The organism is Rhizobium binae, assembly GCF_017357225.1.
GTDB classification, from domain to species: domain Bacteria; phylum Pseudomonadota; class Alphaproteobacteria; order Rhizobiales; family Rhizobiaceae; genus Rhizobium; species Rhizobium binae.
In genome coordinates this window covers 3870874-3884749 of the sequence record NZ_CP071604.1, presented here as the reverse complement: position 1 = coordinate 3884749, position 13876 = coordinate 3870874, and the positions used below count along the sequence as shown (strand labels likewise).

The following is a 13876-nucleotide window of genomic DNA, read 5'->3' as shown; positions in this document are numbered from 1 at the left end:
TCAGCTGCCCGTCCGCTCTATCTCCTGGCGCTGCGTCATCGCGGCGGCGAGCAGCTTCTGGAAGCGCGGGTCGCCGCGGATATTGTCGAGGTCGGAGTCATTGTTGAACCATTGGATATGGTAGACGGAGCTGTGCGGCAGCAGCTTCTCCAAGAGGTCGATCGCCTGATCGACGTCGCCGAGGACAGAATAGACGCAGGCGAGATTATACTGGGCGACAATGTCGTCGGGATCGATGGCGATCGCCCGCGCCGCCCAGTCGCGTGCGCGCTTGACATCGCCGAGATGGGCAAGCGCCAGCGCACCCCGATGGGCCGGGCCGGAATTTTCCGGATTGAGATTCAGTGCGCGTTCGGCGCGCAGCAAGCCCAGACGCGCCCAATTTTCCCTGTCCATCCGACGGCCGAGCGAATGGTAGGCGGCCATCAGATGGATCGGCGAGACGTAGTCGTCAGGGCGGATTTCGGCGGCGCGGGTGAAGTAATGAACGGATTCGGCGAAATTTCCGTGCATGAAGAAGAACCGCGCATAGTGGAAATTTGCCTCGAAGAGGTTCGGGTCGAGCGTCAGGGCACGTTCGAAGGCTGCTGCCGCCCGATCATCGTAACCGCTCTGATGCAGGGCCAAACCGTGCGAGGCATGGGCCTCCGGAAGATCGGGATCGAGCGCGAGTGCGCGGGCGCTCATGTCGAGGATGCGTCTGAGGGGCACATCGTCGGGCGCCCAGTCGCGGATCGCGGCGTCGCAATCGGCGATGCCGGCATAGGCGCGGGCATAGTCCGGATCGAGCTCGACTGCCTTGCAGAACATGCGCCTGGCGAGCTGCAGGTAGGATTTCGTCCAGGTGTGGGAAAGCTGGCGGCCTCGGAGATAATAGGTATAGGCCTCGACATTGGCGGTCGGCTCGCTGGCGATCGCCTTCTTCTCCTCCGGCAGCAGGCGCACCTTCAGCTGGGCGACGATCGCATGGGTGATCTCGTCCTGGATGGCGAAGATGTCGGTGAGGTCGCGGTCGTAGCGCTCGGCCCAGAGATGATCGCCATTGGCGGTGTCGATCAACTGGCCGGAGATGCGCACGCGCTTGCCGAAGATGCGCACGCTGCCTTCAAGCACGTAACGGACGCCAAGTTCCTGTGCGAGCCGCTTCAGCTTCACCGATATGCCCTTGTAGGTAAAGATCGTATTGCGCGGCACGACGTGCAGGCTGGAAATCTTGGAGAGATCGGTGATGATGTCTTCGGTTATGCCGTCGGAGAAATAATCCTGGTCGGCGTCGCCGCTCATATTGGTGAAAGGCAACACCGCGATGAAGCAGGTATTGCGGTTCTGCGCTACGAGCCTGGCGGAAGAGGGCGGCGTGAGGGTGACGGTATAGACCTGCACCGGCTGCCGGATGTTCTTCAGCATGTGTTCGCCGATAAATTCGAAGCCAAGGTTGAGGCGCGAGCCGACCTGATCGCGGACCGAAGCCGACACGGCGATGCCGCCGGGCGCGGCGATACGCTCGAGTCTGGCGGCAAGATTGACGCCGTCGCCGAAGATGTCGCCGTTTTCGACGACGACGTCGCCGAGATTGATGCCCATGCGGAATTCGACGCGCTCATCCTTCGGCACATTTTCATTGCGGGCCGACATGCTGCGCTGGATTTCGGCGGCGCAGGCAACCGCATTCACCACGCTCTGGAATTCGGCAAGGATGCCGTCGCCGGTGAGTTTGACGATCCGGCCCTTGTAATCCGAAATCCTGACATCGACCAGCTCGCAGCGGTGGCGGTTCAGCGCCTGCAGCGTGCCAGACTCATCGATGCCCATCAGTCGGCTGTAGCCGACGACATCCGCAGCGAGAATAGCGCTCAGTCGTCGTTCCATGACCCCTCCCATGGATCTTCCCGGAATAACCTAGCTATTTTCAGAGTTTTTGTCGCGAACCGTCGTCGCCCAAAAACAAAATTCGAGCGGCCCCGACGTTTTGACGCGGTAGCGCGACCATATATCGTCACGGGTCTTCATCAATACTCTAAAGGGGTGAAGGACAGCTTTGATTGCTAATCCATTGTGGTGAAAAAGGGGTTCTTGTTGAGAGAGGCGAAATAGACGGCTCGCTCTAAGCTTGCCCGGTCAACGCCGAAAACGATCAGCGATCGACTTGCGCTGGCCTGATAGAGGGGCTCGCTCCGGCGCGCCCTTGCCCCCTTCCGCATGCTCGGGCATTGTTGCGGCATGAGGAGAATTTCCATTTTGCTGTTGGCGTTCTGGCCTGGTTTTGCGCTGGCTGATCAGACCTTTTATCCGGCGAAATCGGGCAAGGCCGAGGCGCCGGTGCTGACTGTTTATTCTTCGCTCGACGAGCCGTTGGCGCAGCCGATGATCCGTGGTTTTCAGCAGGCCAATCCCGATGTTGCGGTCAGATATGAGGACATGCTGACCGGTGAAATCTACGACCGGATCGTCGAGGAAACGGATGCCGGCGGCAAGACTGCGGATTTTGCCTTCTCCTCGGCGATGGACCTGCAGGTGAAGCTCTCGAATGACGGCTATGCACAGGTCAGCAATCTGCCGATGAGCGCTGCGTGGCCGAAATGGGCGAACTGGCGCAACACCGCCTATGCGCTGACCTTCGAACCGGCGGTCTTCGTCTATCACAAGCCGAGCTTCGCACATGAGCCGGTGCCAAGTTCACGGGCGGAGTTCGTCGACTATCTGAAGCGCAAGGGCAATGCGGTCTATGGCCGGATCAGCACCTACGATATCGAGCGGTCCGGTGTCGGCTTTCTGTTCATGGCGCGGGATCAGGAGCAGTTCGGCGACATCTGGTCGGTGATCGGGGCGATGGGCGCGGCCGGCGTCAAGCTTTACTCGACGAGCTCGGCAATCCTCGAACGCGTCGCCGACGGGCGCTTCGTGCTCGGCTACAATATCCTCGGCTCCTACGCCGCCGACTGGGCTTCGCGGCATCCCGATGTCGGGATCGTACTGCCGAAGGACTATACGGTGGTGATGTCGCGGATCGGGCTGGTGCCGCAGGCGGCTGCCGAGCCCGAGCTTGGGCGCCGTTATCTTGCCTTTTTCATGTCGAAGGAAGGCCAGACGATCATGGCGCGCGAGCTGCAGATTCCGGCCGTCAGCCCCGAGGTGGCCGGGGAAAACACCGCCAATACCCTGCAGGAGCTGCTCGGCGCCCAGCTTCGGCCAGTGCCTGTCAGCCCCGGGCTGATGGTCTATCTCGACCAGGTGAAGCGGGCGCGGCTGATCGCGCACTGGAACGAGGTCCTGCGAGCGCAGTGAGGAGGATCAGCCCTCGTCCGGCTCGCTCCTGCTAACTTGATCTAGTTCGGGAGCTGCGAATTACGGCAAAAAAGTGTCCGTTCCTCCTGGATATCTGGCCGATGTCAGCTAGATGACAGCTTGTTGTGGTGGCTTTGGCTACTTCTTCTCCGTGGAGGCGGAGAACTGAAGTCTTGGGAGGCATTCCGCTCGTCATTCAGGACAACTGTGTCCGCCGGTCGGCTACCCTCCCGATTCCCTGGAGAATAACAGGCGGTGCGCTCAGCCGCCGACGGAGGACACATCGTGAAGCATACGTTCATTGCAACAATTCTCGCAGCGGCGATCGCGCTGCCGGCCTATGCAGCCGACTATACCATCATCGCGCCGGCCGCGCCCGGCGGCGGCTGGGACCAGACCGCCCGTTCGCTGCAGACCGCGCTGCAGCAGGAGAAGATTTCCGGCAACGTCCAAGTCCAGAACGTCCCCGGCGCCGGCGGCACCATCGGGCTGGCGCAGTTCAGCAGCCAGGCTGCCGGCAACCCGAACTCGCTGATCGTCGGCGGCTATGTCATGGTCGGCGCCATCCTCACCAACAAGTCACCGGTAACACTCAAGGACGTCACGCCGATCGCTCGCCTGACTGGCGAATATGAGGCCGTCGTCGTTCCCGCCTCGTCCGATATCAAAACGATGGCCGATCTGGTCGCGGCGCTGAAGAAGGATCCGGGCGCCGTTTCCTGGGGCGGCGGCTCGGCCGGCGGTACCGATCACATCACCGTCGGCCTAATCGCCAAGGCTGCAGGCGTCGATCCGACCAAGATCAACTATGTCGCCTTTTCGGGCGGTGGCGAGGCGCTCGCCGCAATCCTCGGCGGTCAGGTCACGGCCGGCGTCTCGGGCTATGGCGAGTTCGAATCGCAAGTGAAATCGGGCACGCTCCGCCTTCTCGCCGTATCCGGCGACAAGCGCATCGACGGCGTTGATGCCCCGACGCTGAAGGAAGCCGGTACTGATGTCAGCATCCAGAACTGGCGCATGGTCGCCGCTGCCCCCGGCCTTTCGGCCGAGCAAGTCGCGGCCATCACCGCCGATTTCGAGAAGCTGCACGGCTCCGCCACCTGGCAGGAAATCCTGAAGACCAAGGGCTGGGCCGACACCTATCTGTCCGGCGACGCCTTCAAGGCGCAGCTCGAAAAGGACGTTTCCGCCACGGAAGCCATTCTCAAAGAGATCGGACTTGTTCAATGAGCGAGGATAACACCTCCTCGGCAACCACGCGCCGCCCTGATTGGGCGGCGTTCACCATTGCCCTTTTCCTCTTTGTCGTCGCCGGCGTGATGGCCTGGGATGCATCGCATCTGAAAACCATCGCGCAGTATGATCGTATCGGCCCGGCAACGGTGCCCGAAGTGGTGGCCTTCGGCCTCTTCTGTCTTGGGATCTGGACACTCGCCGAAGCCTGGCGCGGCGAATTTCCGGAACGCGACCGGCAGGAAGTGGCGCCCGTCATCTGGATCGTCGCCGGTCTTGTCGGGCAGATGCTGCTTCTGCGCCCCGCCGGCTTCTCGATCGCCACCGGGCTGCTGTTTGCGCTGACGGCGCGCGGCTTCGGTAAACGCAAGCTGTGGATCTCGCTGCCGTTCGGCATCGTCTTCAGCTTCACCGTCTGGGTGATCTTCTCGCAGCTGCTGCAGCTGACGCTGCCGGCCGGCCCGCTCGAACGCCTGTTCTTCTGACAGCGCGGACGCGCTGTCGGCACTTTTGATTTTGCGCAGCGCCGGATCGGGTAACGCACGGCCGGGAACGCGCTTGGGATAGCAAGATGAGTACATTCGAATTCCTATGGCAGGGAATCCTGGTTGCGATGCAGCCGATGAACCTGGTTTATGCGCTGGTCGGCGTGACGCTCGGCACTGCCGTCGGCGTGCTGCCCGGCATCGGACCCGCACTCACCGTGGCGTTGCTGTTGCCCGCCACCTACAAGCTCGACCCCGGCGGTTCGCTGATCATGTTCGCCGGCATTTATTACGGCGGCATGTATGGGGGTTCGACGACCTCGATCCTGTTGAACACGCCGGGCGAAAGTGCCTCGATCGTCACAGCGCTCGAGGGCAACAAGATGGCGCGAGCCGGGCGCGGCGGACCGGCGCTGGCGACGGCGGCGATCGGTTCCTTCGTCGCCGGCCTGATCGCCACACTCGGGCTCGCCTTCATCGCCCCCTATATCGTCAAACTGGCGTTGGTCTTCGGACCGCGTGAATATTTCGCACTGATGGTGCTCGCCTTCGTCACCGTCTCCTCGGCCTTCGGCGATTCTGCGCTGCGGGGGCTGACCTCGCTGTTCATCGGCTTTGCCCTTGCCATGGTCGGCATCGACCAGCAGACGGGGCAGGCGCGGCTTTCCTTCGGCATACCCGACCTGCTCGACGGCATCGAGGTGACGACGCTCGCAGTGGCGATGTTCGCGATCGGCGAGACGCTTTATATCGCCGCACAGGGCAACCGGATCGAGGATAAGGTCGAAGCCGTCAAGGGCTCGCTGTGGATGAATGCGCAGGACTGGGCGCGCTCGTGGAAAGCCTGGCTGCGCGGCACGCTGATCGGCTTTCCGATCGGCGCCATGCCGGCCGGCGGCGCCGAGATCGGCACGTTCCTGTCCTATGCGACAGAAAAGCGGCTGGCCAAGAACCCCGAGGAGTTCGGCCATGGCGCGATCGAAGGCGTGGCCGGCCCGGAGGCGGCGAACAACGCGTCTGCGGCCGGGACGCTGGTGCCGCTGCTGACCCTCGGCCTGCCGACGACGGCAACGGCGGCGATCATGCTTGCCGGCTTCCAGCAATACGGGCTGCAGCCCGGGCCGCTGCTGTTTGCCACAAATCCGCAGCTCGTCTGGGGTCTGATCGCCAGCCTGCTCATCGCCAATGCGATGCTGTTGGTCCTGAACCTGCCGATGATTGGCCTCTGGGTGCGGCTGCTGACCATCCCGAAGCCGTGGCTTTATGCGGGCATTCTGCTGTTTGCAACGCTCGGGACGATTGGCGCCAACCCGTCGGTGTTCGAACTCGGCATGCTGCTGGCTTTCGGCCTGCTCGGTTACGTGATGCGGCTCTTCGGCTATCCGATTGCGCCGACGGTCGTCGGCCTGATCCTCGGGCCGCTTGCCGAACAGCAGCTGCGCCGGGCGCTGGCGATCAGCCAGGGCGACATCACGACGCTGGTCATGTCGCCGATCGCTGCCGGCCTGCTCGTCGTCGCCGCCGCCGCCTTCCTCATCCCGTTGATCCTGCGGCTGCGTGGCCGGGGACAGGTGCTCGCGCAGCTGGCAGCAAACGAAGACTAAAAAGACGATCTTACCCCTCCCTCGAGGCCGGCCATGGAGACATGCGCCGGCCTCTTCTTTTTGCATGGCTGAGGTGATTTTCCGTGCATTGTCCCGGGGAATAGGCGACCCCACTTACAGGTGGCCAATCGTAGAACGAGAGTAAAAAACAATGTCCGCTATCCGCAGTTCAATCCGCACCGGTTTCCTTGGTCGTGCATTTGCCGTGATCGGCGCCGCAAATGCGGTCAGCGCTGCTGTCGAAGCCGGCCGCCGGCCACGCGCCCGCGACCTCAGGGAGCTCGGCATCGATCCGGCTTCCTTCGATCAGGTCAGCCGCTGATATCTTCAAGGCATAGATGAATGAAACAGCCCGCAACCGGATGGTCGCGGGCTTTATTTTTGATGTCGTCAGGCGTGAAGTTCCTCCTGCCGGGGGGCGTGGTCTTCCCGCTCGCGCCTGTTGTGGCGGATGGAAGACCAGAGCGACAGGCCGATCAGGGCCGCGCCGCCGAGGCCGGTGATCACCTCGGGGATGTGCACCAGGGTCTGCGCATACATGATCACCGCGAGGATCAGGATGGCGTAGAAGGCGCCATGCTCGAGATAGCGGTATTCGGCAAGTGTTCCCTTCTCCACCAGCATGATCGTCATCGAGCGCACGTACATGGCGCCGATGCCGAGGCCGATCGCGATGACGAAGAGATTCTGCGTCAAGGCGAAGGCGCCGATGACGCCGTCGAAGGAGAAGCTGGCATCCAGCACCTCCAGATAGATGAAGGCGCCGAGGCCGCCTTTGGCGGCCGCGCTCATCGCCTGCTGCGAAGCGTCGAGCAGCTCGCCGACGACCTCGACCGCCAGGAAGGTGAGCAGGCCGTAGATGGCGCAATGGACGAAGATGCTGGCTTCCTCGCCGCCGATCAGCCAGGAGAAAACAAGCATCAGCGCCAGCACGAAGGCGATCTCGATGCCCCTGATGGTCGCCGAGCGCGCCATCACCTTTTCCAGGCCGCGAAGCCAATGGATTGTCTTCTCGTGGTCGAAGAAATAGCTGAGGCCGACCATCATCAGGAAGGTGCCGCCGAAGGCGGCGATCGGCAGATGCGCATCGTTCATGATGCGGGCATATTCTTCGGGTTCGCGGGCAGCCAGCATCAGCGCGTCCCAGGGGCCGATCCGCGCCGCGATCGCGACGATCGCCAGCGGAAAGACGATGCGCATGCCGAAGACGGCAATGATGATGCCCCAGGTGAGGAAGCGTTTCTGCCAGAGCGGCGTCATCTCCTTCAGCTTGTTGGCATTGACGATGGCATTGTCGAAGGAGAGCGAGATCTCGAGCACCGCAAGCACGGTGCAGATGAAGAAGACCGTCGCCATGCCACCGATGGTGCCGGTCGTCTGCCAGCCGAGCACGGCGCCGAGAATAAGGCCGAGCGCGGTGACGATGAAAGCCCAGCGGAAATAGCCGAGCGAGGATTTAGGAGTTGCAGTTTGATTCATGGCCGCACCTCACGGCCGCAAATCTTTTTCGAGAGGCTGGAGAGCGAAAAACGCGGCATGCCACAACGGGCATGCTGGCAAGGCATGGTGAGCATTTTCATCGATGAAAAATCCGCCGGCTAAGCTGCAGGCGGTACCGACATCACGAGAGCGCCGTAAAAACTCTCGCCAGAGGGGCCCGGCACCAAATGTCGCCCGCAGCCGATGTCTGGAAGGCCGCGGACAGGCTCTAGGTAATCAACTTCCCGGCACAGTCAAGGCCGTCGTCGCAAGGAGATCGGCCGATTTTTTGGGAACCATCCCGGCGCTCGTTCGTTAGACCTTGGTTGAGCTGAAAAGGAGGCCGATGATGCACACTTCGACCCATGTTCCCGACAGACGCACGGAGGCGTCCGACCGCATGAAGCGGGCGAAGCCGAACCGCATGCAGAAGGCGCAGGTGCTGCCGCCGCATCATGTCGACCTGACGCTGACCCCCGGCGTCATTCATGACATCCACGTGCCGGCGCATGTTTCAGGCGCTGATCTTTCCAGAGGTGGCCCTGATCTGAAGGGTCACGCGGACACAAAGAAATAACGGCTATTCCGGCGGCCCCTTTAACGCCCGCCAGCAGATGTCTAAAACACGATGAGGAACACATGAAGATCAACTTTGTGCCCCGCGACATCGCCATCCGGCATGAAAACGAATGGCAGGCTATACGCGAGGCGGTGGATGAGCGCATCGATATCGGCAAACGTCAAACGTCAACTGCTTCGTCCATTCAAGGCTCAGCATTGGTCGGGAAAAGCGATCCTTCGGCCGTACGCGCCGAATGAGCGGTAGACCCATCATGCCGAGACGGCGCCCGGCATCGTGCCGGGCGTTTTTCTTTCTGTCGGTGTTTCAATCCGATCGGCACGCTTCGCGCCGCTATTCCTTCGCTGGCTAATTTATGGCTTCAGAATTCGTTTGGCTTTTTCCTTCGTGGCGATTGCGGCTTCCGCGCAGACCCTGCCGCACGACGCCCGGCGTGTCGATTCCATCCTTGGAAAGATCGGCCACGCAAGCATCATCGATCGCCGTGCCAACCTTTCGGAAAGGATTGGGCGGCGATAATCCCGGCCTCACGGGAATCGGACAGATGGCCAAGACAGCGACACGCGGCCGCCGCAAGGCGCCGGCGAGAGGAAAGAGCAAAGCGCGCAGCAGCGGCGGCGGATTGCTGCCCTGGGCGGTGATCGGTATTGCCGCGATCGGCGGCATTGTAGCTCACGACCATTGGAAGAGCATTCAGACACTGCTTGCGAGCCGATCGGCGACGGCCACTCGGGAAACGGCGGAGCCGAGGCCTGTTGCCAGAAGGGATGTTCCGCCGAAGCAGGTGGCGCTTGCCGCGCCGACGCCGAAAGCTGGACCGGTTACCGCGCAGCCGCTACCGCCGGCCGCCGTCCCGACGCCGGCCGTCCAGCCGGTCAAGGCGGTTCCGGCCGCGATCTCTCCCGGGGCTGCGGAAACGGGAACGGCTGCCTTCGGCTATTGCGGCCAAGGCGCGCACATCAACTGTGTCGGCGACGGCGGCGTCTTCTGGTACAAGGGCGAGAAGATCGTCATCGCCGATATGGCAAGTCCGATCGTCGACCGGGCGCGCTGCGATGACGAGCGGAGGATCGCCTTTGCCGCCAAGTCGCGCCTGCTGACACTTCTGAACGCCGGGCCCTTCACCATGAATGCGGCGGGCAAGACCGATACTTCCGGCGCCCCTCGTGTCGTTTCGCGTGATGGGCGCTCGTTCGGAGCGCAGCTGATCAACGAGGGGCTAGCGCGCAAGCCAGGAGCGGGCGGCGCCTGGTGCGCCTGATATTCGCTACTTGCCCTTTTTCACCAGTTTGCCGCCAGTGCGGAAGCTGCCGGTGAAGGAGGAATCCTTGCTTTCGGCCGTGCATTCGATCGCGATCGGCTTGCCGGCGTAAGGATTGCCGAAGGTGCAGAAGCCGGCGACCTTGACCTGACCGGTCATCTTGTTGCCGACGCCCGTGGTGACGAGGCTGAGAGGCAGACGGGCATTGCCATTGGAGGCGGGCTTGATCCCGGCGCCGTCGCCCTGGAAGCCGAGCGCCTTGCCGTCCGACGTGAAGATGAACGTCACCGAGCCATTGGCCAGCGTAACGCTGGCCAGCTCGTCCTTGCAGCCCTTGGTGGCGTCCAACTTGGCGACGACGAGCTTGGCGCATTTGCCGGATAGGGTAATGACGCCGGCTGCGCCGGGAAAAGTTTCGGCGGGGGAGGCCGGCGCGGCGGTGGCCGGCAGAGCAAGGGCGGCGGAAAAAAATGCGGCAGCGGCAAGCGCGGATAAGTTCATTTCGATTTCAAACCCCATGTGCTGGCGAGGCGAATCACTGCCTCATCCTCGGTTCGCCATGGCATGGTTCTGTGTCCGAATTTGGTTCCGCTATCTCCGCGGCATAAGATTTTCACCGGCTGCGGGTGATCAGCGACCGACGGCAAATGGGTGAAAAGCCCGCTGGGCTTGCTGTCCGGGAGACTCGGCAATGGCGTCGCTGTCAGCGATCGACAGCAGGGTTGTCGGTGCGAAAAATCTCCTGCCTTCTGTAAGCGCCGGCGTACCGGCCGTGCGCAAGAAGGTCAGGTATTCGCATCGTTCTGCGACTTGATTGGGCGGCGTGCTCGGCCTGAATTCCTTCGTGACGTGGTGGGGAACACCCGTGCTCAAGAATTCACTCCAGGATGGCTTCCTTGCGGGCAACATTGCCACTCACATCGATGTCGCTGCCCAACATCGCGCTGCCGGTCAGGTCGATACCGTAGTCCAGCAGGTTCTGACGCGTCAGGTGAAGCATGACCCGGCCGGCCTGCTCGACCGGTCTGCCGCGCATATGGGAGACGATGTACTCGGCAGTGACGGGGTAGCGTCCCTGAGGAAGGCTGACACCTTTTGCCAGGGAAATCTTGTCGTTGGAAACCACAAGAGTTTTGCGTCGTTTGATGACCTGGGCCAAGTTTGAAACTCCTACTGGGGCAGGTGGATTACACCCGCAAGCCGCGATGTAAAAAGGCCTCTCGATTTCTCGAAAGGCCTTCTAGGTCAAGCAATCTGGATGGTGGGCGTGACAGGGATTGAACCTGTGACCCCTACGATGTCAACGTAGTGCTCTCCCGCTGAGCTACACGCCCATCCGATGGCGGCGCATAGATCACAAAACCTTTGGAGCCGTCAATAGGCTTTTTTCAGTTTTGTGACGCGCCGCCCGACAAGCCTTATGCGGCAAGCATTTTGTTGACCTCGTCGACGAGGTCGCGCAGGTGGAAGGGCTTGGAAAGGACCTTGGCATCCTTCGGCGCTTTCGAATCAGGGTTCAGCGCCACGGCGGCAAAACCGGTAATGAACATCACCTTCAGGTCGGGATCGAGTTCGGTGGCGCGGCGCGCCAGTTCGATGCCGTCCATCTCGGGCATGACGATATCGGTCAGCAGCAGGGAAAACGGTTCCTCGCGCAGCCGGTCATAGGCGCTGGCGCCGTTATCATAAGAAAGGACCTTGTAACCGGCCTTTTCCAGCGCTTTCACCAGGAAGCGGCGCATGTCGTTGTCGTCTTCGGCGAGAAGTATCTTTTGAGTCATCAATCCAGACCGCTGATCAATAGGTTTTGGGTGGGCTGCCCGCCGTTTACACTAGTCTTTGCCCGGTAAACAACCGGTGAATTGCCTGTGCGTGATTGCCATCCCTTTTACATAGTATGGACTTGAGGCCGGGCAACTGGCAACATGGCCGAAGCAGTCAGTTCATGACATGGTAAAGAGGGCCGAAAGTGCCGGAAATCCGCGAATACGAGCTTTTTGAGGTTCATGAGCCCGTGTCGCAGACCATTCCCTTCGTCTACAACTCCCCCCATAGCGGCCGCATTTATCCACCGGAATTCATCGCCCAGTCGAGGCTAGAAGGCATCGCCATCCGCCGTTCCGAGGACCATTATGTCGATGAGCTCTTCGGTTCGGCCGTCACCCTCGGCGCACCGCTTCTCGCCGCCAATTTTCCGCGCGCCTATCTCGACGTCAACCGCGAGCCCTACGAGCTTGATCCCAGGATGTTCGACGGGATGCTGCCGCCCTACGCCAATGTCAATTCGCTCAGGGTCGCCGGCGGGCTCGGCACCATTCCGCGCATCGTCGCCGAGAACATGGAGATCTATGCGAGGCGCTTACCGGTGCAGGAAGGCCTCGATCGGGTCGAGGCCGTCTATAAGCCTTACCATGCGGCGCTGCGACGGCTGATCGCCCGCACCCATGTGCAGTTCGGCTTCGGCGTGCTGATCGATTGCCACTCGATGCCCGGCAATGTGCGCGTCGCCGGCTGCACCGGACGGCCCGATTTTATCATCGGCGATCGCTACGGCACCAGCGCGTCGGCCGAACTTTCGCGCGCCGCCATCGCCATCCTCGAGGAAATGGGCTTCGCGGCGATCCGCAACAAGCCCTATGCCGGTGGTTTCATCACCGAACATTACGGCCGCCCCTCGCGCGGCCTGCATGCATTGCAGATCGAAGTGAACCGGGCGATCTATGTCGACGAGGTGACGCTGGAGAAGCGCGAAGATTTTGCCGCGGTTGCCGACGCCGTGACGGCCTTCATGCAACAGATGGCGGACTATGTCGAAAAGTTCGCCGGCGACCGGGCGCTGGCCGCCGAGTAAGCTTCTCTATCAATTTGGCGATATTTGTATGGCCGCCGTCTTCCGCAAAGGCCAAAAAAGAACCGCGCTTGTGAGCGCGGCTAAGTCTAGGGAGGAAACACCCAAGGAGGGTATTTACAGTCAGAAGACTGTACCGACGACGCTACTATTGCATTGCACAAATGTCAAGCAATATATTGCGCTGCGATATCTTTGGGCAGTTCGTCCGAAATTGCCCGCTGCCTTTGCATTCCAGTCAAGTTTCGCTATGAAAGCCCCGTTCCCGCCAGCCAAATGGTGCCACCATGCTTCCTGACCGTTCGTTCTTCAATCGTCTGGCGGAGGCCGCCCGCGCCGAGACGCTGCCGCGCTTCCGCTCCGGCCTCGATGTCACCAACAAGCTCTCCTCGGGGTTCGATCCGGTGACGGAGGGCGACCGGGCCGCCGAGTTCGCCATCCGGGCGCTGATCGAGGAAAATTTTCCCGATCACGGCATTCTCGGCGAGGAGCACGGCAATGTCGGGCTTGACCGGGACCATGTCTGGGTGATCGATCCGATCGACGGAACCCGCGCCTTCATCGCCGGCGTGCCGGTCTGGGGAACGCTGATCGGCCTGCAGAAGAAGGGCCGGGCGATCATGGGCATGATCGAACAGCCTTTTACCGGCGAGCGTTATTTCGCCGACGAAAACGGTTCGATCTATAGCGGGCCGGAAGGCGAACGGCGGCTTGTGACGCGCCAGTGCGATACGCTTTCGAACGCTATCCTGTTCACCACCTCGCCGCATCTCTTCGCCGGCGCGGAGATGGAAAAATACCGGGAGATCGAGAGTCAGGTGCGGCTCTTCCGTTACGGCTGCGACTGCTATGCCTACGCGCTGCTCGCTGCCGGCCATATCGATCTCGTCATCGAGAACGGCCTCAAGCCCTATGATGTCGGCGGCATCATTCCCGTCATCGAGGGGGCGGGCGGCATTATCACCACCTGGGACGGCGGTCGGCCGGAAAATGGCGGCTCGATCATCGCCGCCGGCAGCCGGGCGGTCTATGAGCAGGCGATGGCCGTGCTGCAACGCTGATCCCCTGAGTTGACCGGGGTAATCTTCCGGTCAGATTCGC

17 protein-coding genes and 1 tRNA gene are annotated in these 13876 nt (G+C 61.7%); 11 read left to right on the top strand and 7 right to left on the bottom strand.

The window, feature by feature from the left end; all coding sequences use genetic code 11:
* The gene (locus J2J99_RS19020) at positions 1-1869 is read right to left on the bottom strand and encodes an adenylate/guanylate cyclase domain-containing protein (RefSeq protein ID WP_168298178.1); all 1869 of its coding nucleotides are present in this window, start codon (positions 1867-1869) and stop codon (positions 1-3) included.
* A gap of 369 nt (positions 1870-2238) precedes the next feature.
* Between J2J99_RS19020 and J2J99_RS19015 the strand changes: the two genes are divergently transcribed.
* The 5 genes from J2J99_RS19015 (at position 2239) to J2J99_RS18995 (ending at position 6929) form a co-directional block, all read left to right on the top strand.
* Complete coding sequence (locus tag J2J99_RS19015) at positions 2239-3285, top strand: ABC transporter substrate-binding protein (protein WP_168298176.1); 1047 nt, start codon at positions 2239-2241, stop codon at positions 3283-3285.
* A gap of 285 nt (positions 3286-3570) precedes the next feature.
* Entirely contained in the window at positions 3571-4515 is a 945-nt protein-coding gene (locus tag J2J99_RS19010) for a Bug family tripartite tricarboxylate transporter substrate binding protein (protein ID WP_168298174.1), read from the top strand.
* Entirely contained in the window at positions 4512-5003 is a 492-nt protein-coding gene (locus tag J2J99_RS19005; protein WP_168298172.1) for a tripartite tricarboxylate transporter TctB family protein, read from the top strand. The genes J2J99_RS19010 and J2J99_RS19005 overlap by 4 nt, the downstream gene beginning before the upstream one ends.
* Positions 5004-5089: 86 nt before the next feature.
* Positions 5090-6607, top strand: coding sequence for a tripartite tricarboxylate transporter permease (locus J2J99_RS19000; RefSeq protein ID WP_168298170.1), 1518 nt, complete (start codon positions 5090-5092; stop codon positions 6605-6607).
* A gap of 151 nt (positions 6608-6758) precedes the next feature.
* Entirely contained in the window at positions 6759-6929 is a 171-nt protein-coding gene (locus J2J99_RS18995) for a hypothetical protein (protein ID WP_168298168.1), read from the top strand.
* 68 nt (positions 6930-6997) lie between these two features.
* Here the strand turns inward: J2J99_RS18995 and J2J99_RS18990 are convergent, their stop codons facing one another.
* Positions 6998-8086: a DUF475 domain-containing protein gene (locus J2J99_RS18990; RefSeq protein WP_168298166.1), complete on the bottom strand. Its 1089-nt coding sequence runs from the start codon at positions 8084-8086 to the stop codon at positions 6998-7000.
* 346 nt (positions 8087-8432) lie between these two features.
* Between J2J99_RS18990 and J2J99_RS18985 the strand changes: the two genes are divergently transcribed.
* From J2J99_RS18985 to J2J99_RS18970, 4 genes are all read left to right on the top strand, one after another.
* Positions 8433-8663, top strand: a complete 231-nt coding sequence (locus J2J99_RS18985; RefSeq protein ID WP_205919002.1) for a hypothetical protein — start codon at positions 8433-8435, stop codon at positions 8661-8663.
* Positions 8664-8725: 62 nt separating this feature from the next.
* Positions 8726-8905 carry a hypothetical protein gene (locus J2J99_RS18980; RefSeq protein WP_168298164.1) on the top strand — a complete coding sequence of 60 codons (180 nt, stop codon included), beginning with the start codon at positions 8726-8728 and terminating at the stop codon, positions 8903-8905.
* Positions 8906-8942: 37 nt separating this feature from the next.
* The gene (locus J2J99_RS18975) at positions 8943-9185 is read left to right on the top strand and encodes a hypothetical protein (protein ID WP_168298162.1); all 243 of its coding nucleotides are present in this window, start codon (positions 8943-8945) and stop codon (positions 9183-9185) included.
* 25 nt (positions 9186-9210) lie between these two features.
* Positions 9211-9927, top strand: coding sequence for a hypothetical protein (locus J2J99_RS18970; RefSeq protein WP_168298160.1), 717 nt, complete (start codon positions 9211-9213; stop codon positions 9925-9927).
* Positions 9928-9933: 6 nt separating this feature from the next.
* Here J2J99_RS18970 and J2J99_RS18965 read toward each other — a convergent pair whose 3' ends face one another.
* The 5 genes from J2J99_RS18965 to cpdR1 all read right to left on the bottom strand — a co-directional run bounded on the left by J2J99_RS18965 (position 9934) and on the right by cpdR1 (position 11708).
* Positions 9934-10428: a hypothetical protein gene (locus tag J2J99_RS18965; RefSeq protein ID WP_205919001.1), complete on the bottom strand. Its 495-nt coding sequence runs from the start codon at positions 10426-10428 to the stop codon at positions 9934-9936.
* A 129-nt stretch (positions 10429-10557) separates the two neighbouring features.
* The gene (locus J2J99_RS18960; RefSeq protein ID WP_168298156.1) at positions 10558-10800 is read right to left on the bottom strand and encodes a hypothetical protein; all 243 of its coding nucleotides are present in this window, start codon (positions 10798-10800) and stop codon (positions 10558-10560) included.
* Between the two features lie 4 nt (positions 10801-10804).
* A complete protein-coding gene (locus J2J99_RS18955; RefSeq protein WP_205919000.1) occupies positions 10805-11086 on the bottom strand; it encodes a hypothetical protein in 282 nt (93 codons plus the stop codon).
* Between the two features lie 100 nt (positions 11087-11186).
* Positions 11187-11261 (bottom strand) — tRNA-Val (locus J2J99_RS18950).
* An 84-nt stretch (positions 11262-11345) separates the two neighbouring features.
* The gene (gene cpdR1, locus J2J99_RS18945) at positions 11346-11708 is read right to left on the bottom strand and encodes a response regulator CpdR1 (RefSeq protein WP_003542883.1); all 363 of its coding nucleotides are present in this window, start codon (positions 11706-11708) and stop codon (positions 11346-11348) included.
* Positions 11709-11896: 188 nt separating this feature from the next.
* Here cpdR1 and J2J99_RS18940 point away from each other — a divergent pair, with 188 nt between their 5' ends.
* Together J2J99_RS18940 and hisN are read left to right on the top strand one after the other, a co-directional pair.
* Complete coding sequence (locus J2J99_RS18940; RefSeq protein WP_168298153.1) at positions 11897-12778, top strand: N-formylglutamate amidohydrolase; 882 nt, start codon at positions 11897-11899, stop codon at positions 12776-12778.
* A gap of 284 nt (positions 12779-13062) precedes the next feature.
* On the top strand, positions 13063-13836 hold the full coding sequence (gene hisN, locus J2J99_RS18935; RefSeq protein ID WP_168298152.1) for a histidinol-phosphatase: 774 nt from the start codon (positions 13063-13065) through the stop codon (positions 13834-13836).
* Positions 13837-13876: the final 40 nt, after the last annotated feature.

Coding starts and splice junctions, on each gene's coding strand:
- hisN (WP_168298152.1), top strand. CDS start 13,063: ATGCTTCCTGACCGTTCGTTCTTCAATCGTCTGGCGGAGGCCGCCCGC.
- J2J99_RS18980 (WP_168298164.1), top strand. CDS start 8,726: ATGAAGATCAACTTTGTGCCCCGCGACATCGCCATCCGGCATGAAAAC.
- J2J99_RS19005 (WP_168298172.1), top strand. CDS start 4,512: ATGAGCGAGGATAACACCTCCTCGGCAACCACGCGCCGCCCTGATTGG.
- cpdR1 (WP_003542883.1), bottom strand. CDS start 11,708: ATGACTCAAAAGATACTTCTCGCCGAAGACGACAACGACATGCGCCGC.
- J2J99_RS18995 (WP_168298168.1), top strand. CDS start 6,759: ATGTCCGCTATCCGCAGTTCAATCCGCACCGGTTTCCTTGGTCGTGCA.
- J2J99_RS18985 (WP_205919002.1), top strand. CDS start 8,433: ATGATGCACACTTCGACCCATGTTCCCGACAGACGCACGGAGGCGTCC.
- J2J99_RS18965 (WP_205919001.1), bottom strand. CDS start 10,428: ATGAACTTATCCGCGCTTGCCGCTGCCGCATTTTTTTCCGCCGCCCTT.
- J2J99_RS18970 (WP_168298160.1), top strand. CDS start 9,211: ATGGCCAAGACAGCGACACGCGGCCGCCGCAAGGCGCCGGCGAGAGGA.
- J2J99_RS18990 (WP_168298166.1), bottom strand. CDS start 8,086: ATGAATCAAACTGCAACTCCTAAATCCTCGCTCGGCTATTTCCGCTGG.
- J2J99_RS19020 (WP_168298178.1), bottom strand. CDS start 1,869: ATGGAACGACGACTGAGCGCTATTCTCGCTGCGGATGTCGTCGGCTAC.
- J2J99_RS19000 (WP_168298170.1), top strand. CDS start 5,090: ATGAGTACATTCGAATTCCTATGGCAGGGAATCCTGGTTGCGATGCAG.